Raw genomic sequence first — 21,311 nt, 5'->3', positions numbered from 1 at the left:
CGGGATGCGCCGACTCGCCGCAGCGCTCTCGCGCTTCTTCGCACGGCTCGCTGTGCGCGGGGATGCCGCGGAGGACGCCGGCGAGGAGCAGCTCCTCAGCCTCGTCGACGATCAGGCCGAGCACGAGGCCATCGAGGAGGAGGACGCCGAGCTCATCCATTCGATCTTCGACTTCAGCGACACGGTGGTGCGCGAGGTCATGGTGCCCCGCACCGACATGGTGACCGTCGGCGTCGGCGACACCGCCGCCGAGGCCATGGGCGTGTTCCTGGGCCGCGGCGTCTCGCGGATGCCCGTCACCGCCTCCGACGCCGACGACGTCACCGGTGTCCTGTACCTGCGCGATGTCGCCCGGCTCGTGTTCGAGCGTCCGGCGGATGCCGACACGACGCCCGTGGCGGCGCTGCAGAAGCCCGGGGTCTTCGTGCCGGAATCCATGCGCGCCGACGCGCTGCTGAGGCAGATGCAGGCCGAGTCGAACCATCTCGCGCTCGTCGTCGACGAGTACGGCGGCATCGCCGGCCTCGTCACGCTGGAGGACCTCATCGAGGAGCTCGTCGGTGACATCGCCGACGAGTATGATCGCGAGGCGCCGGGTGTCGAGCGCATCGACGACCGCACTTACCGCATCGCCGCCCGCTACAACGTCGAAGAGCTCGGCGAGCTCTTCGAGCTCGAGCTCGAGGACGACGACGTCGACTCGGTGGGCGGACTGCTCACCAAGCACCTGGGTCGCCTGCCGGCCGCCGGCGACGCCGTCGACGTCGGACCACTCACCCTCACCGCCGAGCGCGTTGAGGGCCGCCGCGGCCGGATCGCGACCGTCCTCGTCGCCCGACGCGAGGAGGACGGCGATGGCTGAGGCACCGGCGGAGCCGTATCGGGCCGGCTTCGTGTCGTTCGTCGGTCGGCCGAACGTCGGCAAGTCGACCCTGATGAACGCCCTGGTCGGCCAGAAGGTCGCGATCACCTCGTCGAAGCCGCAGACGACGCGCCGCGCCATCCGCGGCATCGTCCACCTGCCGCACGCCCAGCTCGTCGTCGTCGACACCCCTGGCGTGCATCGGCCCCGCACGCTGCTCGGCGAACGGCTCAACGCCGTCGTCGATGAGACGCTCGGCGGCGTCGACGTCATCGGAATGTGCCTGCCCGCGAACGAGGCGATCGGCCCGGGTGACCGGTTCGTCAGCGAGCAGCTCGACCGGCACCCCGGCGCGAAGAAGGTCGCTATCGTCACGAAGACCGACACGGTGACGAATCCACGCCTCGCCGAGCAGCTCCTCGCGGTGCAGGCGCTGCGGGAGTGGGACGACATCGTACCGATCTCGGCGCTGACCGGCCGCCAGCTGGACGAGCTTGTGAGCGTGCTCGTGGCCCTGCTGCCGGAATCCCCGCAGCTCTACCCCGACGATGCGGTGACCGACGAGGATTCCGTGCAGCGCATCGCCGAATACGTCCGCGAAGCCGTCCTCGAAGAGGCGCGCGACGAGCTGCCGCACTCCGTCGCCGTGACAATCGACGACATCGTCGAGCGCGACGACGGCGTTACCGTCGTCTACGCCAACCTGTTCGTCGAGCGCGACAGCCAGAAGGGCATCGTCATCGGCAAGGGGGGCGAGCGCCTCAGGCAGATCGGTCAGACCGCGCGCGCCCCGATCGAGGCGCTGCTCGGCACGAGAGTGTTCCTGTCCATCCGGGTCAAGGTCGCCAAGGAATGGCAGCGCGACCCTAAGCAATTGGGCCGTCTGGGTTTCTGAGTTCATGGCGCGCCGGTCCCTGCCCGGCGCGCGTCGCGCCGCCCACCGGCGAAGGGGTCGCTGATTCACTGATGGCTGGCCAGGCGGGCACCGCGCGGTGTTACGATTTTCTGAGCATGTACTACACGGCGCTGCTCCTCCTTAGCCGCCGCGACGAGTCCTAGTTCAGCAGGCCTCCCTCGTCGCGGAGTTTGGCGTTGGCCGGCGATCCCGACTCGAGAACAAGAGCTAAGCCATGAAGAACAACCAGCAGCCCACGTCCATGCCGATCCAGCGCTATCGGCCGTACCACGAGCAGTTCGCCGTGGACCTGCCCGACCGCACCTGGCCGTCCCAGCACATCGAGAAGGCCCCGCGCTGGTGCGCGGTCGACCTCCGCGACGGCAACCAGGCTCTCATCGACCCGATGGGCCCCGAGCGCAAGCGCATCATGTTCGACCTGCTCGTCAAGATGGGCTACAAGGAGATCGAGGTCGGATTCCCCTCGGCGAGCCAGACCGACTTCGACTTCGTCCGTTCCCTCATCGAGGACGGGGCGATCCCCGACGATGTGACGATCCAGGTCCTCACCCAGGCCCGCGAGCACCTCATCGCCCGCACCTACGAGGCCATCAAGGGCGCCAAGCAGGCCATCGTCCACCTCTACAACTCGACGAGCATCCTGCAGCGCCGCGTCGTGTTCCGCGAGGACAAGCAGGGCGTTGTCGACATCGCCCTCGAGGGCGCCAGGCTGTGTAAGAAGTACGAGGCGACGATCCCCGAGACGGCCGTCTACTACGAGTACTCGCCCGAGAGCTACACCGGCACCGAGCTCGAGTTCGCCGCCGAAATCGTCAACAGAGTGCTCGAGATCTTCGTTCCGACGCCGGAGCGCAACGTCATCGTCAACCTCCCGGCCACCGTCGAGATGGCAACGCCGAACCTCTACGCCGACTCCATCGAGTGGATGAGCCGCCACATCGACCACCGCGAGAACGTCATCATCTCGCTGCACCCGCACAACGACCGCGGCACCGCCGTCGCCGCAGCCGAACTGGGCTATCTGGCCGGCGCCGACCGCATCGAGGGCTGCCTCTTCGGCAACGGCGAGCGCACCGGCAACGTCGACCTCGTCACCCTCGGCGTCAACCTGTTCACGCAGGGCATCGACCCGCAGATCGACTTCAGCGACATCGACGAGGCGAAGCGCACTGCCGAGTACTGCACCCAGCTCCGGGTCGGCGAGCGCTCCCCGTGGGCGGGCGACCTCGTCTTCACCGCGTTCAGCGGCTCGCATCAGGACGCCATCAAGAAGGGCTTCGAGCAGATGGCCGCCGACGCCGAGGCACAGGGTGTCACTGTCGACGACATCGAATGGGCCGTTCCGTACCTGCCCGTCGACCCCAAGGACCTCGGTCGCACCTACGAGGCCGTCATCCGAGTCAACTCGCAGTCCGGCAAGGGCGGCGTCGCCTACCTGCTCAAGACCGACCACGCTCTCGACCTGCCGCGCCGCCTGCAGATCGAGTTCTCCGGCGTCGTCCAGGCGAAGACGGATGCGGACGGCGGCGAGGTCACGAGCGACGAGCTCTGGGCGATCTTCCAGGACGAGTACCTGCCGGCGGCCTCCGATGAGGAAAAATGGGGCCGCTTCGAGCTGCTCGGCACGCGCACCTCGAGCGATCTCGGCGGCGCGGTGCAGCTCGCGGTGAGCCTGCGCGACGGCGACGGCATCGCTGCCGAGGAGGCGAGCGGTAACGGCCCGATCGATGCCTTCCTCGAGATCGTCGCGGAGCGCGGCCTGACGGTCACGCTCTACGACTACGTCGAGCATGCTCTCAGCGCCGGCGGCGATGCCACGGCCGCCTCGTACGTCGAGCTCGACGTCAACGGCGCGCGGCTGTGGGGCGTCGGCATCGACGCGGACATCTCGACGGCATCGCTCAAGGCGATCGTCTCGGCGGTGAACCGTGCGGTGCGCGCGAAAGCCGATCAGGCGGAATCCGTCAGCGCCTGACCCCGCTCGAGTCGCCGGTTCGGCACGGCGGTGCGCTCCGCACCGTGCGGAGTTGGCGGTTCGAGCTTGCCCTACCCCGCCTAGCGCTTTCGGATGACCCTGATCGGCCGCGTCGCCAGCGAGCGCTGCTCGGGCGGGCTCCACCCGGATCGCACGGCGAGCAGCCGCACGACGAAGGTGATCGCGGCGCCGAGGACCGCGACCGCCGCGCGATCGGCCCAGAACGGCAGGGTGAACGTCGTGGCATCCATCGGATTCCGTTGTGCCGGGCCGACAATGGAGTGTGCCCACCTATCGTGACGAAGCCGTCGTGCTCCGCACCTACAAGCTGGGCGAAGCCGACCGGATCATCACCCTGCTCTCGAAGCAGCACGGCAAGATCCGTGCGGTCGCCAAAGGGGTGCGCCGCACCGCGTCGAAGTTCGGCTCGCGGCTGGAGCCGTTCATGGTCGCCGACATCCAGTTCCATGAGGGCCGCTCGCTCGACGTGGTGCAGCAGGCCGAAACGCTCGGCTCCTATGGGGCCGACATCGTCGGCGACTACGCGAGCTACACCGCGGCGAACGCCATGGTCGAGGCCGTGGACCGGCTCACCGAGGACGACGGCTCCCGGCAGCAGTACCTGCTGCTCGTCGGCGCGCTGCGCTCGCTCGCCCGTCGGGAACACGCGCCCGCCTTGTCTCTCGACTCGTACCTCGTGCGGGCCCTCGCCATCGCCGGCTGGGCGCCGAGCTTCGGCGACTGCGCCCGGTGCAGCAAGCCCGGCCCGCACTCGCATGTCGTCGTGCAGCTCGGCGGGGTCGTCTGCGACGACTGCGCACCGCCCGGCGCGCCCAAGCTCGACGGCGAGACCCTCGCGCTGCTCACGGCCCTGCTCACGGGCGATTGGGCGAGTGCGGATTCCTCGGCCGAGGCCGCCCGCGGCACGGCATCCGGCATCATCGCCGCATATACGCAGTGGCATCTCGAGCGCGGATTGCGGTCGCTGCGGCTCGTCAGCCGCGAGGCTGAGGCGAATGCACACAGTGGTCGGCAGGCGGCCAGCGCGTGAGACCGAAGCCCGCCACGCACCAGGACGCCGCGCCTTTCGTGCCGATCGACTGGACGGCGCAGTACCCGCCCGCCATCCCGCCGTCTCAGGTGCCGGACCACGTCGCCATCGTCATGGACGGCAACGGTCGCTGGGCGAACCGTCGCGGCCTCGCCCGCATCGAGGGCCACCGCGCGGGCGAAGCGGCCCTGCTCGACGTCGTCGCGGGCGCGCTGCAGGTCGGCGTGAAGCACCTCAGCGTCTATGCGTTTTCGACGGAGAACTGGCGCCGCTCGCCTGACGAGGTGCGGTTCCTGATGGGCTTCAATCGCGACGTGCTGCACCGCCGCCGCGACCAGCTCAACGAGTGGGGGGTGCGCGTGCGATGGGCGGGCCGCGCGCCGCGGCTGTGGCGGTCTGTCGTCGACGAGCTGCGCTTCGCCGAACGGCTCACCGCGGGCAATTCGGCGCTGACCCTCACGATGTGCGTGAACTACGGCGGCCGGCTCGAGATTGCCGACGCGGTGCGCGCCATCGCCGAGGACGTCGCCGCCGGACGGATGAAGCCGTCGGCCGTCACCGAGAAGGCCATCCAGCGCCGCCTCTACCTGCCGGACATGCCCGATGTCGACCTCTTCGTGCGCACCAGCGGCGAGCAGCGCACGTCGAACTTCCTGCTGTGGCAGAGCGCCTACGCCGAGTTCGTCTTCCTCGACACCCTCTGGCCGGACTTCTCGCGCACCGACCTGTGGCGCGCCGTGGAGCTCTACGCCGACCGCGACCGCCGTTTCGGCGGCGCCGTCGACGCGCCCAGCGTCTGATCCGAGGATGCGGAATAGACGGTGGGGCAGCGCTGTTTACTCGAATCATGAGTGAGCCCATCAAGATCGACGTCTGGTCCGACATCGCGTGCCCGTGGTGCTATATCGGCAAGCGCAAGTTCGAGGCGGGTGCCGGGTTGTTCGCCGGCAACGGCCCCGATCGCGATGTAGAGATCGAATACCACTCCTTCGAGCTGTCTCCCGACACTCCCGTCGACTTCGAGGGCGGCGAGGCCGAGTTCCTCGCGAGCCACAAGGGCGTGCCGGCCGAGGCGGTTCAGGAGATGCTCGACCGGGTGACCGGCATCGCCGAGTCCGTCGGGCTCCATTACGACTACGACCACCTCCAGCACACGAACACCGTCCTCGCGCACGAGGCGGTGCACTTTGCCAAGGCCCAGGGCAAGCAGCTCGAGATGAAGGAGCGGTTGCTCAAGGCGTATTTCATCGAGGGCAGGCACGTCGGCAAGGTCGACTCGCTCGTCGAACTCGGCGAGGAGATCGGTCTCGACGGCGCCGCCCTCCGCGCGGCGCTCGAGCAGCACACGTACCTCGCGGCGGTCCGCGAGGATCAGGCGCAGGCGGTCGCGTACGGCATCCAGGGCGTGCCGTTCTTCGTCATCGACGGCAAGTACGGCGTTTCTGGCGCTCAGGACGCCCGGGTGTTCGCCAATGTCCTCGAAGAGGTCTTCACCGAGCGCGCCAAGGCCGGGGCGGGAGCGTTCGGCGCATGAGCGATCTCACGCCTGCTATCGAGCTGACGCCTCTCGGCGAGATGGACGCCGCGATGTGCGTTGACGGTGTCTGCGCGCTTCCGCCGATGGGCGACGCTCCAGTGGATCGTCGCGCGGATACACGCCGCCGATAGGCGGCCCTACTCGTCGAGCTCCGTGATGTCGGCCACCGTCGCCCCGTAGGCGGCGATGAGGTCGTCGGCCTCGGCGCGGGCTGAGAAGCCGTGCTCGCCGGAGCCGAGGTGGATGGTCTGCCCGACGATGGTCACGTCGGCGAACACGGGCCACGCGATCGCCGATCCGAGCGGCGTGATGGTGCCGCGCTCGTACCCGGTCGCCTCCTTCGCCACTTCCGGGTCGGGCATGGCGAGCCTGTTGACGCCGACGAGGGCGCGCAGCTTGGGCCAGGAGATCTTCCGCCCGCCGGGCACGAGCGCCAGCAGGAAGCTGCCGTCGTGACGCCCCACGACGAGGGTCTTGACGATGCCCGACGGCGCGACGCCGAGCAGTGCCGCCGCCTCCGTGAGGGAGTTCGCGCGGGGGCGCGGGATGATCTCCACGGCGAGGCCGCGTGCTGCGGCATCCGCCGCCACCCGGGAAGTCCCGGTCAGGCCCTCGAACGCATCGGCCACGCGTTCGCCCTCCGTTCAGCCCCGTCTGAGAGAATCGACAGGATGCCAGCCACGATAACCGCCGCGCCCGCGCTGATGCTCGGCGAGCACCGCCTCGAGGTGCCCGTCGTGCTCGCACCGATGGCGGGCATCACCAACATGGCGTACCGGCTGCTGTGCCGCGAGTTCGGCGCCGGTCTCTACGTCACCGAGATGATCACGAGCCGCGCACTCGTCGAGCGCCGTCCCGAGACGTTCCGGCTGATCCGGCACCATCCCACGGAGTCGTACCGCTCGATCCAGCTCTACACGACCGATCCGGTGACGGTTCGGGATGCCGTGCGCCTGCTCGTCGACGAGGGCCTGGCCGACCACATCGACCTCAACTTCGGCTGCCCGGCACCCAAGGTCACCCGCAAGGGCGGCGGCAGCGCACTGCCGTGGAAGCTCGGGCTGTTCCGCGAGATCGTGCACGAGGCGGTCGCCGCGGCGGGGGTGCTTCCGGTGACGGTGAAGATGCGCAAAGGCATCGATGACGACCACCTCACCTACCTCGATGCCGGCCGGATCGCCGAGGACGAGGGCGCGAAGTGGGTGGCCCTGCACGGCCGCACGACGGCGGACATGTACTCGGGGCGGGCCGACTGGTCGGCGATCGCGCGGCTCAAGGACGCCCTCTCGATCCCCGTCCTCGGCAACGGCGACATCTGGTCTGCCGACGACGCGCTGCGGATGATGGCCGAGACCGGCGCCGACGGCGTCGTCGTGGGACGAGGCTGCCTCGGCCGCCCGTGGCTGTTCGGCGACCTCGCACTTGCGATGAGGGGCGAGTGGACGCGCGATGCGGGCTACCAGCCCGACCTCGGCGTCGTCGCGCGCGCGTTCCGACGTCATGCCGAACTGCTCGGCGACTTCTACGAAGACGAGCTGCGCGGCTGCCGCGACATCCGCAAGCATGTCGCCTGGTATTTCAAGGGCTACCCGGTCGGCGGCGAGGTGCGTGCGGCACTGGCCACCGCCTCGACGCTCGAGGAGATCGACGGATTGCTCGCCGAGCTCGACTGGTCGACTCCGTACCCCGGCGTCGACGCCGAGGGCCAGCGCGGTCGCGCCGGCGGGCCGCGCGTGCCGTCGCTGCCGGACCGGTGGCTCGACAGCCGCGAGCTCGACGAGGCCGCGCGCGCCGACATCGCCGCCGCGGAGGAGCACAACAGCGGTGGATGACGCGTACACCGCGTTCGACCGCGAGCGCTGGCTTCCCGAGGAGCACTCGAACCGGCGCAGCGACTTCGCCCGGGACCGGGCCAGGATCTTCCACTCCAGCGCCCTGCGGCGCCTCGCGGCGAAGACCCAGGTGCTCTCGCCGACCCTCGGCCTCGACTTCGCCCGCAACCGGCTCACGCACTCGCTCGAGGTCGCGCAGATCGGCCGGGAGCTCGCCCAGCAGCTCTCGCTCGACCCCGACGTCGTCGACACGGCGTGCCTCGCGCACGACCTCGGGCATCCGCCGTTCGGTCACAACGGCGAGCGGGCTCTCAACGACTGGTCGGCGGACATCGGCGGTTTCGAGGGCAACGCGCAGACGCTGCGCGTGCTCACCCGGCTCGAGCCGAAGGTGTTCGGCGTCGACGGGCGGCCCTACGGGCTCAATCTCACCCGCGCCAGCCTCGATGCGAGCTGCAAGTATCCGTGGTCTGCCGCGTGGGCCGTTCTGGATCCGAGCGGTCGTGCCAAGTTCGGGTTCTATGAGGACGACACCGCCGCTTTCGACTGGCTGCGGCAGGGCGCTCCCGAGCAGGTGCGCTGCATCGAGGCGCAGGTCATGGATCTCGCCGACGACATCGCGTATTCGGTGCACGACTACGAGGACGCCGTCGTCGGCGGATTCATCGACGTCTCAGCCTTCACCTCGTCGAGATCCGACGCCGACCTCGTCGACACGATGGCCGCCTGGTCGGGCGACGAGTTCGCCCGGGAAGAGCTCGCCGAGGCGTACACCCGGCTGCGCGCGCTCGACGCCTGGGTGACCGCCTGGGACGGCTCCCGCCTCGCCCAGGCGCGGCTCAAGGACCTCACCAGCCAGCTCATCGGCCGGTTCGTGCGCGTTGCCACGAGTGCCACGCTCGAGGCGCACCCGGTCGTGCTGCTCGCCCGGTTCGGAGCATCCGTCGTCGTGCCGCGCGAGATCGCGGCGGAGATCGCCGCGCTGAAAGGCATCACCGCGGCGCACATCATGGCGAACAACGAGCGCCAGCCGGTGTACCAGCGACAGCGGGAGCTGCTCATCGGCCTCGCCGACGCGCTGCTCGCGGCCGGCCCTGTTGGACTCGACGCGGGATCCGCGGGCGACTGGGCCGCGGCGCCCGATGACGCGGCCCGCAAGCGCGTCGTCGTCGACCAGGTCGCTTCGCTCACGGATCAGGCAGCGATCGCCTGGTTCGAGCGCAGCGTTCCGCAATAATCGAGCCATGCCCGGCCGCATCCGACACTCCGACATCGAGGAGGTCAAGGCCCGGACCAACATCGCCGACGTCGTGGGCGAGTACGTGCAGCTCAAGCCGGCGGGCATCGGGTCGCTCAAAGGGCTCTGCCCCTTCCACGACGAGCGCAGCCCGAGCTTCCACGTGCGCCCCCAGCTCGGCTACTACCACTGCTTCGGCTGCGGCGAGTCGGGCGACGTCTACTCGTTCCTCCAGGCGCTGGACCACGTGACCTTCGCCGAGGCGGTCGAGAAGCTCGCCGCCCGCGTCGGCTACGTCCTCACCTACGAGGACGGTGGCGCGCAGGATGACGCGGAGCGCGGCCAGCGCACCCGGCTCCTGGCCGCGAACAAGGCGGCCGAGGAGTTCTTCGTGCAGCGGCTCACCCTGCCCGACGCCGAGCCCGGCCGCAGGTTCCTCGGCGAGCGCGGCTTCGACGCTGCGGCCGCCTCGCGCTTCGGCGTCGGCTATGCGCCGAAGGCCTGGGACGAGCTGACGAACCACCTGCGCGCGAAGGGGTTCACGCCCGAGGTTCTCGCCGCCGCCGGCCTCGTCAGCCAGGGCGACCGGGGGATCTACGATCGCTTCCGCGGCCGGGTCGTCTGGCCGATCCGCGACGTCACCGGCCAGACGCTCGGATTCGGAGCGCGTCGGCTCTTCGACGACGACCAGGGCCCCAAGTACCTCAACACCCCCGAGACGGCGGTGTACCACAAGGCTCAGGTGCTCTACGGGCTGGACCTCGCCAAGCGCGACATCGGGCGCGGCCACCAGGTCGTCGTCGTCGAGGGGTACACCGACGTCATGGCGTGCCATCTCGCCGGCATCACGACGGCTGTCGCGACCTGCGGCACCGCGTTCGGCGCCGACCATGTGCGGATGCTGCGGCGGATGCTCGGCGACGAGGAGGCATCCAGCCAGGTCGTCTTCACCTTCGACCCCGATGCGGCGGGCCAGAAGGCCGCCGAGCGCTCCTGGGACGTCATCCAGGAGACGAGGATCGGTGCGCAGACCTACGTCGCCGTCGGCCCGGACGGGCTCGACCCGTGCGATTTGAGACTCGCGCAGGGCGACGCTGCGATCGTTCGGATGATCGACGAGAAGCGGCCGATGTTCGAGTTCATCCTGCGCCAGACGGTCGCGCGGTTCGACCTCTCGACGCTCGAGGGCCGCATCGGTGCGCTCCGGGCCGCGGCGCCGGTCATCGCCGAGCTCAAGGACACCGCGCTGCGCCCCGGCTACACGCGCGAACTCGCCCGGATGACGGGCGCGGAGTTGACCGAGGCCGAGCACGCGGTGACGGCGGCAGGCCGTCAGAGGAGAGATAGCGCCGATCCGGCGCACCGGCGCCCACTCGGTGGCGCCGAAACCTCAGGACTGTCGAGAGAAGGCGGTTCGCCCCCGCCCGCAGCGGGCGGGGAAACCCCCGCCATCCGGGCATCAAATCCCGCAGGCCTGTTCGCGCTCGCCACCGACCCCGTGACCCGGCTCGAGCGGGACGCTCTCATGGGGATCCTGCAGCAGCCCGAACTGGTCGGCCGCGACCTGGCCGGGCAGGCGGCCGAGGCGCGGTTCGCGAACCAGTCGCTGCAGGTGGTCCGCGATGCGATCGCTGCGAATCTCGACAGCTATGCGGAATCCGGCTGGTTCGCGAAGGTGCTCGCCGATGTGCCGGCTCCGCTCGCCGGCCTCGTCCAGGAGCTCGCCGTCGCGCCCCTTCCGGTGCGCGACGAAGCGCAGCTCGCCGGCTTCGTCCGGGGCGCCGTCGCCGCGCTCGTCGAGAAAGACCTTCTCGGGCGCAAGGCGGAGCTCCAGGGCCGACTGCAGCGCAGCGACCCGGTCGACGTCGATGGCCGGGCGACCCTCCAGCGGGCAATGGCCGACATCGAGCAGCAGCGGCGCGCGGTCCGCGGCGAATAGCGATTCGCGCGTGACGTGGTGGGTCCGCGGTTATGCCGCGGAAATACTGTTGTGGTTAGCTAGCAACCACCCTTGAGGCCGCGCAGTCGCGGCCGGAGGGCCCTGCACCCATCACAGAAAGAGATTTCAGCGGCATGACTTCCTTCACGAAGCGCCGGGCTGGTTTGATCGCCCTGGCCGCCACCGCGGTCGCGGGATCGCTCGTCCTGGCGGGCTGCTCCGGCAGCAGCCCCAGCACCGGATCGACCGGCGGCGCGACCATCACGCTGGGCACCACCGACTCCATCGTCGCGCTCGACCCGGCCGGTTCCTATGACAACGGCTCGTTCGCCGTGCAGACCCAGGTCTTCGGCTTCCTCTTCGACACGCCGTACAACAGCCCGGACGTCAAGCCCTCGCTCGCGGAGAGCGGATCGTTCATCAATCCGACGACGTTCGAGGTGAAGCTCAAGCCGAATCTCACCTTCGCCAACGGCGACCCGCTGAATGCCGCTTCGGTGAAGTTCACCTTCGACCGGCAGCAGGCCATCGGCGCTTCCGGCGCCGACGGCGGCAATGGCCCGAGCTCGCTCCTCGCGAACCTCGACAAGACGACCGTTGTCGACGACACCACCGTCGACTTCCATCTCAAGGTCGCCAACGACCAGACGTTCGAGCAGGTGCTCTCGAGTCCTGTCGGCCCGATCGTCGATCAGAAGGTCTTCAGCCCCACCGCGCTGACCACGGATGACGCGATCGTCGCCGCGAATGCCTTCGAGGGCCAGTACACGATCAAGAGCTACAAGGTGAACCAGCTCGTCGACTACGTCAAGAACGCGGGCTACGTCGGCGTCCTGCCGCCTGCCGCCAACGCCGAGGTCGTCGTCAAGTACTACAAGAACTCCTCCAACCTGAAGCTCGACGTCGAGAGCGGCAACATCGATGCGGCCTACCGCAGCCTTTCGGCGCAGGACATCGCCGACCTCAAGACGGCGACCGACAAGGTCACGGTCACCACGGGCCCCGGCGGCGAGATCCGCTACCTCGTCTTCAACTTCAAGACCCAGCCGTTCGGCACCGGAACCTCGACGCCCGACCCGGCCAAGGCACTTGCCGTGCGCCAGGCCGTCGCCGATGTCATCAACCGCCAGGCGCTGAGCGACCTCTACAAGGGCACCTACACGCCGCTCTACTCCTACGTCCCGAACGGCCTCACCGGGGCCAACACGGCGCTGAAGAGCCTCTACGGCGACGGCAACGGCGGACCCTCGCTCGACAAGGCGAAGGCCGTGCTGACCGCGGCGGGGATCACCTCGCCGGTCGCGCTCGACATCACCTACAACAGCGACCACTACGGTCCGCAGTCGGGTGACGAGTACGGTCTCCTCAAATCGCAGCTCGAGGCGAGCGGGCTCTTCACCGTGAACCTCAACGGCGTCGAGAACGTGACGTTCTCGAAGCAGGCCCCGAACGACGGCTACCCGCTGTTCCAGCGCGGCTGGTTCCCGGACTACTCGGACGCCGACAACTACCTGGCCCCGTTCTTCCCGCAGGGCGGCTTCCTCCACAACCACTACGACAACCCGGCTGTGGACAAGCTCATCTCGCAGGAGACCGGCGAGACCGACGCGGCCAAGCGCGCCGCCGAGATCGGGCAGATCCAGGACCTCGTGGCCAAGGATCTCGACACGATCCCGCTGCTGCAGGGTGCGCAGGTCATCGTCACCGGCAAGTCGGTCACCGGCGCGGTCCTCGACGCCTCGTTCAAGTTCCGCTACGCGACGCTGACCAAGTAGCAGCCCGTTCAATCGGCAGGGCGGTCGGCTTCGGTCGGCCGCCCTCCTCCTCGTCCAGGAAGGCCTCGATGGCAGAGAAGACGCATGCTGCGAGCGGCGGGCTGATCCGCTACCTCGTCGTGCGGTTCCTGCTCATCTTCCCGACGATCTTCATCCTGGTCACCCTGGTCTTCTTCCTCATGCGCGTCACCGGCGACCCCATCACGGCGTCGCAGGGCGGGCGCCTTCCGCCGGACGAGCTCGCACAGCGCATCCACACCGCGGGCTACGACCAGCCGATCATCGTCCAGTACGCCCAGTACCTCGGGCAGCTCCTGCGCGGTGACTTCGGCACGACGTACAGCGATCATCAACCGATCACGACGGTTCTCACGACCTACGGCACGGCGACCCTCGAGCTCGCGGTCTACGCACTCGTCGTGGCCTTCATCGTCGGCATCCCGCTCGGCATGCTCGCGGCGTTCATCCGCGACCGCTGGGGGGACGCAGTCCTTCGCGTCCTGGCGATCCTCTTCTATGCGACGCCGATCTTCTTCTCGGGGCTGCTTCTCAAACTCGTCTTCTCGATCTGGCTGCACGTGCTGCCGGTCGCAGGCCGTGCGTCGACGACCGTCGAGCTCAAGATGCAGGAGTTGAGCAATCCCACCGGAATCTACTTCATCGACGCGCTGCGCACCGGCGACCCGGCGGCGCTTCCCGATGTGCTGCAGCATGCGATTCTGCCTGCCGTCACCCTCGGCCTGCTCACGGCCGGCATCTTCCTCAGGCTGGTGCGCACCAACGTCATCGGCACCCTCAACACCGGGTACATCGACGCGGCGCGCTCGCGCGGGGTCGGCGAGTACCGCCTCGTGACCAGGCACGCCTTCCGTCCCGCTCTCATCCCGATCATCACCGTGATCGGATTGCAGATCGCGATGCTGCTCGGAGGGGCGGTGCTCACCGAGACGACCTTCGAGTGGAACGGTCTCGGCTACCAGCTCAACCACTACCTGCAGGCGCGCGACTTCGTCGCGGTGCAGGGGATCGTCGCCCTTCTCGCGGTGATCGTGGCCGTGGTGAACTTCATCGTCGACATCATCGCGGCGCTCATCGACCCGAGGGTGAGGTACTGAGATGACCGCAGTGCCCGCGAAGCCGCGCGGAACGTGGCTGGCGAAGGTCCCGGTCCTGCGCGAGTTGCGCCAGAGCGTCGGCGTCCAGCGCTTCATGCTGCTCGTCGGCGTGATCATCACGCTCGTCTACATCCTCGTCGCGCTGCTGGCGCCGGTGATCGCGCCCTATCGCTTCAACCAGCTGCAGGATGCCTCGGGCACGTTCCCGGGCTCGGCGGCGCCCTCGGCCACGCACCTCTGGGGTACGACCATCGCCGGCTACGACGTGCTCAGCCGCACCCTATACGCCTCGCAGACCGCCCTGATGGCCATTGTTGCGGCCGTCATCATCTCGCTCATCATCGGCGTGCTCCTCGGGCTGTTCTCGGGCTACTTCGGCGGGCCCCTCGACCGCATCCTCGTCGTCGTCTGCGACGCGATCTACGCGTTCCCGTCGCTGCTGCTGGCGATCGTCATCTCGATCATGCTCAGCCGCGGGCAGTCGAGCCTCTGGTCGGGCATCATGGCCGCGGCGCTGTCGATCTCGGTGGTGTATGTGCCTCAGTACTTCCGGGTGGTGCGCTCGGAGGTCGTCCGGATCAAAGCGGAGGCGTACGTCGAATCGGCGAAGGTCATCGGCGCCGGCAATGGCCGGGTGCTCTTCGTCCACGTGCTGCGCAATTCGGTGCGCACGCTGCCGCTCATCATCACGCTCAACGCCGTCGACGCGTTCGAGACGCTTGCGGGGCTCGGATTCCTCGGGCTCGGCATCGAGCCGTCGAGCGCCGCCGAGTGGGGCTACGACCTGCAGAAGGCCGTCTCGGACGTCACCGCCGGCATCTGGTGGACGGCCCTGTTCCCCGGCCTGGCGATCGTCCTCCTCGCGCTCGGGATCTCGCTCCTCGGCGAAGGCCTCAACGACCTCGCCGATCCGCGGCTGCGCCGCCGCTCGGCCGAGGCGAACGAAGCCGCACTGGAGCTCGAGGCATGAGCGACGTCGTCAAGATCGAGGACCTCGTGGTGCGCTTCGCCACCGACGAGGGCAGCGTGCTCGCCGTCGACGGCGTCAGCCTCGCGGTCGGGGAGCGCGAGGTGCTCGCGATCGTCGGCGAGTCGGGGTCGGGCAAGACAGTGACCGCGCGCGCTATCCTCGGCCTGCTCCCCGAGACTGCGACGACGAGGGGTGCCGTCGTGCTGCGCGGGCGGGACTCGTCCGACGGCGTCGATGTCCTCTCGCTGTCTCCCGGCCAGCTGCGTCAGGTGCGCGGCCGGGATGCGGCGATGGTCTTCCAGGAGCCGTCCGCCGTGCTCAATCCCGTCTACCCGATCTGGTGGCAGATCGCCGAGGGACTGCGCGCCCACGGCCGGCTGAGCCGCGCCGACGCCCGGGCGCGCGCCGTCGAGATGCTCGAGCTCGTCGGCATCCCCGATCCGACGCACCGCATCGACCACTTCCCGCACGAGTTCTCCGGCGGGCAGAAGCAGCGCATCGTCATCGCGATGGCGCTGGCACTCAACCCGGGCCTCATCATCGCCGATGAGCCGACGACCGCCCTCGACGTGACGGTGCAGGCCGAGATCCTCGATCTGCTGCGCCGTCTCCGGGATGACTTCGGCAGCGCGATCGTGCTCATCACTCACAACATGGGCGTCGTCGCCGATCTCGCCGACCGTGTCGCGGTCATGTATCAGGGTCGGGTCGTCGAGCAGGCGCCGGTGCGACAGCTCTTCGCGGCCCCGCAGGACGCCTACACGCAGCGTCTGCTGGCCGCGGTGCCTCGCGTCGGCGCGGGCCACTCGCAGCGGGACACGCCGGAGCCGGCGACGGCGAACGTGGTCGAGGCGAAGCGCCTCGTCATCCAGTACCCGGCCAGGTTCGGGAGCGGCGGTTTCACGGCGGTGCGCGGCGTCGACTTCCACATCCATGCCGGCGAGGTCCTGGGTCTGGTGGGGGAGTCGGGCTCGGGCAAGACGACGATCGGGCGCGCGATCGCCGGCCTCACGCCGGTGACCGGCGGCTCCCTCGACGTGCTCGGGTTCGAGATGAACGGCGTCCGTGAGAGGCGCTTCCGGGCGGTTCGCGGCGACATCGGGTTCGTCTTCCAGGACCCGGGCACGAGCTTCAACCCGCTGCTCACCATCGCCGAGTGCGTCGCCGAGCCGCTCATCGTCCACGGCCGCGCTCGAACCGCTCGCGACGCCCGCGCTCGCGTCGACGAACTGCTGGATGCCGTGCAGCTGCCGACCGCGTATGGCGAGCGGTTCCCCCACGAGCTTTCCGGCGGCCAACGCCAGCGTGTCTCGTTCGCCCGCGCGCTGGCTCTCTCGCCGTCGCTCGTCGTCCTCGACGAGCCGACCTCGGCGTTGGACGTCTCGGTGCAGGCGCGGGTGCTCGAGCTTTTCGGCGAGCTTCAGCGGCAGTTCGGGTTCGCTGCGCTGTTCATCAGCCACGACCTTGCCGTCGTCGACCAGCTCGCGACGCGCATCGCGGTGATGAGGAACGGCGAGATCATCGAGACCGGTCCGAACTCCCAGGTGCTCGGCAGCCCGCAGCACGCGTACACGCGCCGGCTGCTCGCCTCGCTGCCTGTGCCGGACCCGGACGCGCAGGCCGAACGGCGCGACGCCCTGCGCGCGCTCGGCGACTAGGGTCGAGCCGTGGCAGAGAGAGCGCCGATCGAGGTCAGTGATCTCAGCGCCGACTACGCCACGCGCTCTGGCGTCGTGCACGCGCTGCGCGGCGTCTCGCTGACGGTGGGGCCGGGGGAGATTCTCGGCATCCTCGGCGAGAGCGGCGGCGGCAAGACGACGCTCGCCCGGGTGCTGGCCGGCGCCCTGCGCCAGAAGGGGCCGGGCGGCTGGGATCTTCGGGTGACCGGCGGCGAGGCGGCCGTACGCGGCGTTCCGCTGCGGCGCCTCAGCCGGCGCGGGCGGCGCGCCCTCGACTTCTCGGTCGGCTTTCTGCGGCAGGACGCCGCGACACGGCTCACGCGCACCCGCACGGTCGCCGATCTCATCCTCGAACCGGTCTACGCGCGGTCACGACCGCTCGCCCGAGCGGCCGGGGATGACCGGGTAGGGCGGCTCCTCATCGCCGTCGGTCTGCCGCTGGAGGCGGCCTGGCAGTACCCCTACGAGCTCAGCGCCGGCCAGCAGCAGCGGGTCGCGATCGCGCGTTCTCTGGTCCTCGGGCCGAACGTGCTCATCGCCGACGAGCCGACCGCGGGCGTCGACGCGACCGTGCGGGATGCCGTGCTCGGCGTCATCCGCGAGCTTCAGCGCGACCCCGGGTTCGCCGCCCTGCTCGTGACGCACGACCTCGGCGTGCTCCGGGCGCTGGAGGCCAACGTCGCTGTGCTGCACGAGGGCGAGATCGTCGGGTACGGGGGAGTGGACGAGGTGTTCGCGTCGCCCGCGCACCCCTTCGTCGCTCGGCTGAAGGAGGCGCTCGATCTGGTGGAGCTCCCCGACTTGGACTCGAACCAAGAACCTGCCGGTTAACAGCCGGCTGCTCTGCCAATTGAGCTATCGAGGAATGCGCTGCCTGGACTTCGGCGGCAGAAGCCACTCTAGCAAATCTGTCCGGCGCGCCTCGCGTCGAGGTCAGTGCGCGAATTGCGCCATGTCAGGCTCCGGCGGCTGAAACCTGTACGTGGCGCAATTCGCGGCTAGCCTTCGAGCCTGTCCATTCCCGGCAGCCAGGAGCGCCCCGGCTTTCCCCAGCCGCGCTTCCGGGCGACCTTCGCGGCATCCGCGTCGTAGGGCGGGTAGAGCCGGTCGATGTAGAGCGTGCCGTCGAGGTGGTCGTACTCGTGCTGGAAGATGCGGGCCAGCCAGCCCTTCGCCCGGATCTCGAACGGTTCGCCGTCGAGGTCGACGGCCGCGAGGATCGCCTGGTCGGCGCGCTTGAGGGGGAAGCGCTCCCCGGGGAAGCTCAGGCATCCCTCCTGCTCGGCCTCCTCGTCGGGCTCCTCGGCGAGGACCGGCGACAGCCACAGCACGGGGTTGATCGCGACGCCGCGATACTCGGCAGCTTCGTCGTCGCTCCAGCCGTAGACGAACAGCCGCTGGGCGACGCCGACCTGCGGTGCTGCGAGGCCGACGCCGGGTGCAGCGTCCATCGTCTCGAACATGTCGGCGACGAGCGTGCGGAGCTTGTCGTCGAAGACGGTGACCGGTGCCGCGGGGGTGTGGAGGACGGTCTCGCCCCAGATCCTGATGGGTAGCACGGCCATTCGTCCAGAATATCGGGGGAGCATCGGGTACTTTTGCGAGGTGGGCGGCAGTCTGAGCAGCGTGGCGCAGGGACTCGCCCTCGACCCCAAACAGTTCATCGGCATCCCCATCGCGCTCGCGGGCGCGATTCTGCTTGCGCTCGGCACCCAGTTCCAGAGCCGTGGCGTCACCAAGGTCGGCACCGAGACCGGCGAGCTGGTGGCCGCCGCCGGCGGGCTCGGCATGCGCCATCTCGGAATGCTGCTCAAGCGCCCCACCTGGATCGCCGGTACCGCCCTCATCGGCATCGCCATCGTGCTGCAGCTCACGAGCCTCGCCTTCGCCCCGCTCATGGTCGTGCAGCCCATCGGCGCCTTCGGCCTCGTCGTCACGGCCGTGCTCAACTCGTGGCTGTCGCAGACCAAGCTCAACACGCCGACCATCACGGCCATCTGCCTCTGCGTCGGCGGGGTCGGCGTCTTCGTCATCATCGCCGCCTTCACCTCGCGCGACGTCGGCGTCACCGAGAGCGCGCTGGTGCAGGTGCTCGCCGTCCTCGGCTGGGTGCTCGCGGCGTGCATCGTGGGGTTCGTGCTGCTGCGCAAGCGCCTGCGCGCCCTCGTCTACGTCATCGGCGCGGGCGTCCTCTACGGCTTCGTCGCGACGCTCGCAAAGGTCGTCATCTCACGCACCGAGCAGGGTGCGTTCGGCTTCCTCACCGCGATCTGCATCCTCGCGCTGCTCGTCGCGGTCGCGCTCGGCGCGTACTTCGTGCAGAACGCCTACGCCTCGGGCCCGCCCGACCTCGTCATGGCGGGGCTCACCGTCATCGACCCGATGGTCGCGGTGACCATCGGCATCGTCATCCTCAACGAGGCGGCCGTCGCGCAGGGCTGGACCACCGCCCTCTTCGTCGTGACGGGGCTCGTGGCGATCGTGGGAGTGCTCGTCCTCGCGCGCTACCACCCCCAGGCGCGCGTCGAACACTGATCGCCCGAATCGCGCTTCTAGACTGAGGCGTCCCCGACGGAAGGTAGACGATTTGCCGGACCCGGCCACCGACGAGCGGCTCACGATCCTGCTCGGCTGTGACACCTTCGCCCCGGACGTCAACGGCGCGGCCAAGTTTGCCGAGCGACTCGCCGAGGGTCTCATCGAGCGCGGCCATCGCGTCGTGGTCGTCGCACCGTCCGATACGGGTGTTCCCCACGAGGGCGTCGAGACGCATGCTGGGCATGCCGTTTTCGTCTATCGGCTGCGCTCGCACCGCTGGCCCCTGCACGAGTGGGTGCGCTTCATCTTCCCGGGGGCTGCGCGCCGCGGCGTCGCGCGCATTCTCGACGATGTGAAGCCGGATGCCGTGCACTTCCAGTCGCACTTCATCGTCGGCCGCGCGCTCTCGGTCGAGGCGCGCAGCCGCGGCATCCGCCTCATCGCGACGAATCACACCATGCCCGAGAACATGCTGGAGTTCACCGGCGTGCCACGGTTCGCGTGGCCGGTTCTGCTCAAGTGGGCGTGGCGCGACGAGGGGAAGGTGCTCGGCAGGGCCGAGGCGGTGACGACGCCGACGCGCCGCGCGGCCGAGTTCCTCGAGGAGCACACGCCGATCCGCGATGTGCACGCGATCTCGTGCGGCATCCACACCACCGACTACACGCCGTCGTTCCAGGGGGCCCGCAATACGGTCCTCTTCGTCGGCCGTCTCGCGCATGAGAAGTGCATCGACGTGCTGGTGAGGGCGTTCGCGCTGCTGCCGGAGTCGCTCGGCGCGAGGCTCGAGATCGTCGGCAAGGGCGAGCAGCGCGCCGAACTCGAGAAGCTCGTGGCGTCGCTCGGCCTCAGCGATCGGGTCGCGTTCGCGGGCTACGTCTCCGACGCCGATCTGCCGGCCCGTTACACCGCGGCGAGTGTTCTGGCCATGCCGTCGATCGCGGAGCTGCAGTCCATCGTGACGATGGAGGCGATGGCATCCGGGCTTCCCGTCGTCGCGGCCGACGCGATGGCGCTGCCCCATCTCGTTCACGATGGCGAGAACGGCTACCTCTTCCGCCCCGGCGACGTCGTCGATCTCGCCGCCAAGCTGGAGCGTGTGCTGACGCTGCCGGAGGCCGAGTTCGACGCGATGAAGCACGCGAGCCTCCGAATCGTGCAGTCGCACGACATCGAGCGCACCGTGTCGACGTTCGAGGCTCTGTATCGTGGGATGCCGGTGACGGACCCGGTGACAGAGTGACCGGTCCCATCGCCGAGGGGCGGTAGCTCAGCCGGTTAGAGCAGAGGACTCATAATCCTTGGGTCGCGGGTTCAAGTCCCGCCCGCCCTACGGAAGTCGCCCGGAATCCCTGGGGTTTCGCGACTTTTTGCAGGGGTCGGATTTGATGAATCCATCGCAATCCCATCGGAATGGGGTCGCTCTCGCTGTTCCTGTTCGCGTCGTTCTGGGTCGGTTTCCGGTTTTCTCCGGCCCCGTCGGAACGTCTTCCGCACCTATCCGGTATGGAAGACAACTCGAACCGGATGGGACTGGCCCCGCTGCTCGGGGCCGCAGAGCTGGCGCGCTACCTCGGCGTGCCGGTGCAGACGATCTACGACTGGCGTGTGAACGGGCGCGGCCCCAGGGCCTACCGTGTCGGCAAGCATCTGAGATTCAGCGCGGCGGACGTGAACGCCTGGCTGGAAGCCCGCCACGAGCGCGGAGCGTCGGAGACCGGGCGGAAATGCCGGCACCGCTAAGCCTCGATCCACCGACCCGGCGGGGGGCGTGCGTCTGATTTCCATTTGAGTGGTGCGCCTCGTTTTGGGCAGGGCTGGTCGTTGGGCCTTTCTGCCCGCGTGTTCCACTGAGGTGTTCCTGCTCGTGCCGGGTTGGCTGGTC

General features: G+C 69.1%; 20 protein-coding genes and 2 tRNA genes. 18 read left to right on the top strand and 4 right to left on the bottom strand.

Annotated elements, in window-relative coordinates; translation table 11 throughout:
- Positions 1–4 precede the first annotated feature (4 nt).
- The 3 genes from M7D61_RS03735 to leuA all read left to right on the top strand — a co-directional run bounded on the left by M7D61_RS03735 (position 5) and on the right by leuA (position 3,753).
- The gene (locus tag M7D61_RS03735; RefSeq protein ID WP_298227742.1) at positions 5–862 is read left to right on the top strand and encodes a hemolysin family protein; all 858 of its coding nucleotides are present in this window, start codon (positions 5–7) and stop codon (positions 860–862) included.
- A complete protein-coding gene (gene era / locus M7D61_RS03730) occupies positions 855–1,757 on the top strand; it encodes a GTPase Era (protein WP_298227740.1) in 903 nt (300 codons plus the stop codon). Before M7D61_RS03735 ends, era begins: the two co-directional genes overlap by 8 nt.
- Before the next feature lie 235 nt (positions 1,758–1,992).
- Positions 1,993–3,753 carry a 2-isopropylmalate synthase gene (leuA, locus tag M7D61_RS03725; RefSeq protein WP_298227738.1) on the top strand — a complete coding sequence of 587 codons (1,761 nt, stop codon included), beginning with the start codon at positions 1,993–1,995 and terminating at the stop codon, positions 3,751–3,753.
- An 80-nt stretch (positions 3,754–3,833) separates the two neighbouring features.
- Here leuA and M7D61_RS03720 read toward each other — a convergent pair whose 3' ends face one another.
- Positions 3,834–4,004: a hypothetical protein gene (locus M7D61_RS03720; protein ID WP_298227736.1), complete on the bottom strand. Its 171-nt coding sequence runs from the start codon at positions 4,002–4,004 to the stop codon at positions 3,834–3,836.
- A gap of 32 nt (positions 4,005–4,036) precedes the next feature.
- Here M7D61_RS03720 and recO point away from each other — a divergent pair, with 32 nt between their 5' ends.
- The 3 genes from recO to M7D61_RS03705 are packed head-to-tail and all read left to right on the top strand — an operon-like array spanning position 4,037 to position 6,338.
- Entirely contained in the window at positions 4,037–4,804 is a 768-nt protein-coding gene (recO, locus tag M7D61_RS03715; protein ID WP_298227734.1) for a DNA repair protein RecO, read from the top strand.
- Positions 4,801–5,604 (top strand): isoprenyl transferase, encoded by an 804-nt coding sequence (locus tag M7D61_RS03710; protein ID WP_298227732.1) that lies wholly within the window; start codon positions 4,801–4,803, stop codon positions 5,602–5,604. Before recO ends, M7D61_RS03710 begins: the two co-directional genes overlap by 4 nt.
- A gap of 47 nt (positions 5,605–5,651) precedes the next feature.
- Positions 5,652–6,338 carry a DsbA family oxidoreductase gene (locus M7D61_RS03705; RefSeq protein WP_298227730.1) on the top strand — a complete coding sequence of 229 codons (687 nt, stop codon included), beginning with the start codon at positions 5,652–5,654 and terminating at the stop codon, positions 6,336–6,338.
- Positions 6,339–6,478: 140 nt separating this feature from the next.
- Here M7D61_RS03705 and M7D61_RS03700 read toward each other — a convergent pair whose 3' ends face one another.
- A complete protein-coding gene (locus M7D61_RS03700; protein WP_298227728.1) occupies positions 6,479–6,970 on the bottom strand; it encodes a YbaK/EbsC family protein in 492 nt (163 codons plus the stop codon).
- A 42-nt stretch (positions 6,971–7,012) separates the two neighbouring features.
- On the opposite strand from M7D61_RS03700, the gene dusB reads away from it, so the two are divergent.
- The 8 genes from dusB (at position 7,013) to M7D61_RS03660 (ending at position 17,719) form a co-directional block, all read left to right on the top strand.
- Complete coding sequence (gene dusB / locus M7D61_RS03695) at positions 7,013–8,173, top strand: tRNA dihydrouridine synthase DusB (RefSeq protein ID WP_298227726.1); 1,161 nt, start codon at positions 7,013–7,015, stop codon at positions 8,171–8,173.
- Positions 8,166–9,410, top strand: coding sequence for a deoxyguanosinetriphosphate triphosphohydrolase (locus M7D61_RS03690; protein ID WP_298227723.1), 1,245 nt, complete (start codon positions 8,166–8,168; stop codon positions 9,408–9,410). Before dusB ends, M7D61_RS03690 begins: the two co-directional genes overlap by 8 nt.
- Positions 9,411–9,417: 7 nt before the next feature.
- A complete protein-coding gene (dnaG, locus tag M7D61_RS03685) occupies positions 9,418–11,349 on the top strand; it encodes a DNA primase (protein WP_298227721.1) in 1,932 nt (643 codons plus the stop codon).
- Between the two features lie 134 nt (positions 11,350–11,483).
- Positions 11,484–13,124, top strand: a complete 1,641-nt coding sequence (locus tag M7D61_RS03680) for an ABC transporter substrate-binding protein (protein WP_298227719.1) — start codon at positions 11,484–11,486, stop codon at positions 13,122–13,124.
- 68 nt (positions 13,125–13,192) lie between these two features.
- Complete coding sequence (locus M7D61_RS03675; protein WP_298227717.1) at positions 13,193–14,239, top strand: ABC transporter permease; 1,047 nt, start codon at positions 13,193–13,195, stop codon at positions 14,237–14,239.
- A gap of 1 nt (position 14,240) precedes the next feature.
- Complete coding sequence (locus tag M7D61_RS03670) at positions 14,241–15,209, top strand: ABC transporter permease (RefSeq protein WP_298227715.1); 969 nt, start codon at positions 14,241–14,243, stop codon at positions 15,207–15,209.
- On the top strand, positions 15,206–16,867 hold the full coding sequence (locus M7D61_RS03665; protein WP_298227713.1) for an ABC transporter ATP-binding protein: 1,662 nt from the start codon (positions 15,206–15,208) through the stop codon (positions 16,865–16,867). The genes M7D61_RS03670 and M7D61_RS03665 overlap by 4 nt, the downstream gene beginning before the upstream one ends.
- A 9-nt stretch (positions 16,868–16,876) precedes the next feature.
- A complete protein-coding gene (locus M7D61_RS03660) occupies positions 16,877–17,719 on the top strand; it encodes a dipeptide/oligopeptide/nickel ABC transporter ATP-binding protein (RefSeq protein ID WP_366083723.1) in 843 nt (280 codons plus the stop codon).
- Here the strand turns inward: M7D61_RS03660 and M7D61_RS03655 are convergent.
- Both M7D61_RS03655 and def read right to left on the bottom strand, forming a co-directional pair.
- A tRNA-Asn gene (locus tag M7D61_RS03655) sits at positions 17,681–17,753 on the bottom strand. The two genes, M7D61_RS03660 and M7D61_RS03655, sit on opposite strands and share 39 nt — an antisense overlap.
- A gap of 133 nt (positions 17,754–17,886) precedes the next feature.
- Positions 17,887–18,453, bottom strand: coding sequence for a peptide deformylase (gene def / locus M7D61_RS03650; protein WP_298227710.1), 567 nt, complete (start codon positions 18,451–18,453; stop codon positions 17,887–17,889).
- Between the two features lie 40 nt (positions 18,454–18,493).
- On the opposite strand from def, the gene M7D61_RS03645 reads away from it, so the two are divergent.
- The 4 genes from M7D61_RS03645 (at position 18,494) to M7D61_RS03630 (ending at position 21,169) form a co-directional block, all read left to right on the top strand.
- Positions 18,494–19,423 (top strand): DMT family transporter, encoded by a 930-nt coding sequence (locus M7D61_RS03645; RefSeq protein WP_298227708.1) that lies wholly within the window; start codon positions 18,494–18,496, stop codon positions 19,421–19,423.
- Positions 19,424–19,475: 52 nt separating this feature from the next.
- Positions 19,476–20,669 carry a glycosyltransferase gene (locus M7D61_RS03640; protein WP_298227706.1) on the top strand — a complete coding sequence of 398 codons (1,194 nt, stop codon included), beginning with the start codon at positions 19,476–19,478 and terminating at the stop codon, positions 20,667–20,669.
- Between the two features lie 16 nt (positions 20,670–20,685).
- Positions 20,686–20,759 (top strand) — tRNA-Ile (locus M7D61_RS03635).
- 173 nt (positions 20,760–20,932) lie between these two features.
- Positions 20,933–21,169, top strand: a complete 237-nt coding sequence (locus M7D61_RS03630) for a helix-turn-helix domain-containing protein (RefSeq protein WP_298227704.1) — start codon at positions 20,933–20,935, stop codon at positions 21,167–21,169.
- The last annotated feature ends 142 nt before the right edge of the window (positions 21,170–21,311 follow it).

The sequence above is a fragment of the Gryllotalpicola sp. genome (genome assembly GCF_027352875.1).
GTDB lineage: Bacteria > Actinomycetota > Actinomycetes > Actinomycetales > Microbacteriaceae > Gryllotalpicola.
The sequence above is the reverse complement of the archived record's forward strand: the minus strand, read 5'-3'. Positions and strand labels throughout refer to the sequence as shown.

Bases quoted from the DNA above. Each gene is read 5' to 3' on its own strand.
- M7D61_RS03735 (WP_298227742.1), top strand. From the start codon at position 5: ATGCGCCGACTCGCCGCAGCGCTCTCGCGCTTCTTCGCACGGCTCGCT.
- era (WP_298227740.1), top strand. From the start codon at position 855: ATGGCTGAGGCACCGGCGGAGCCGTATCGGGCCGGCTTCGTGTCGTTC.
- leuA (WP_298227738.1), top strand. From the start codon at position 1,993: ATGAAGAACAACCAGCAGCCCACGTCCATGCCGATCCAGCGCTATCGG.
- M7D61_RS03720 (WP_298227736.1), bottom strand. From the start codon at position 4,004: ATGGATGCCACGACGTTCACCCTGCCGTTCTGGGCCGATCGCGCGGCG.
- M7D61_RS03705 (WP_298227730.1), top strand. From the start codon at position 5,652: ATGAGTGAGCCCATCAAGATCGACGTCTGGTCCGACATCGCGTGCCCG.
- dusB (WP_298227726.1), top strand. From the start codon at position 7,013: ATGCCAGCCACGATAACCGCCGCGCCCGCGCTGATGCTCGGCGAGCAC.
- dnaG (WP_298227721.1), top strand. From the start codon at position 9,418: ATGCCCGGCCGCATCCGACACTCCGACATCGAGGAGGTCAAGGCCCGG.
- M7D61_RS03680 (WP_298227719.1), top strand. From the start codon at position 11,484: ATGACTTCCTTCACGAAGCGCCGGGCTGGTTTGATCGCCCTGGCCGCC.
- M7D61_RS03675 (WP_298227717.1), top strand. From the start codon at position 13,193: ATGGCAGAGAAGACGCATGCTGCGAGCGGCGGGCTGATCCGCTACCTC.
- M7D61_RS03670 (WP_298227715.1), top strand. From the start codon at position 14,241: ATGACCGCAGTGCCCGCGAAGCCGCGCGGAACGTGGCTGGCGAAGGTC.
- M7D61_RS03665 (WP_298227713.1), top strand. From the start codon at position 15,206: ATGAGCGACGTCGTCAAGATCGAGGACCTCGTGGTGCGCTTCGCCACC.
- def (WP_298227710.1), bottom strand. From the start codon at position 18,453: ATGGCCGTGCTACCCATCAGGATCTGGGGCGAGACCGTCCTCCACACC.
- M7D61_RS03630 (WP_298227704.1), top strand. From the start codon at position 20,933: ATGGAAGACAACTCGAACCGGATGGGACTGGCCCCGCTGCTCGGGGCC.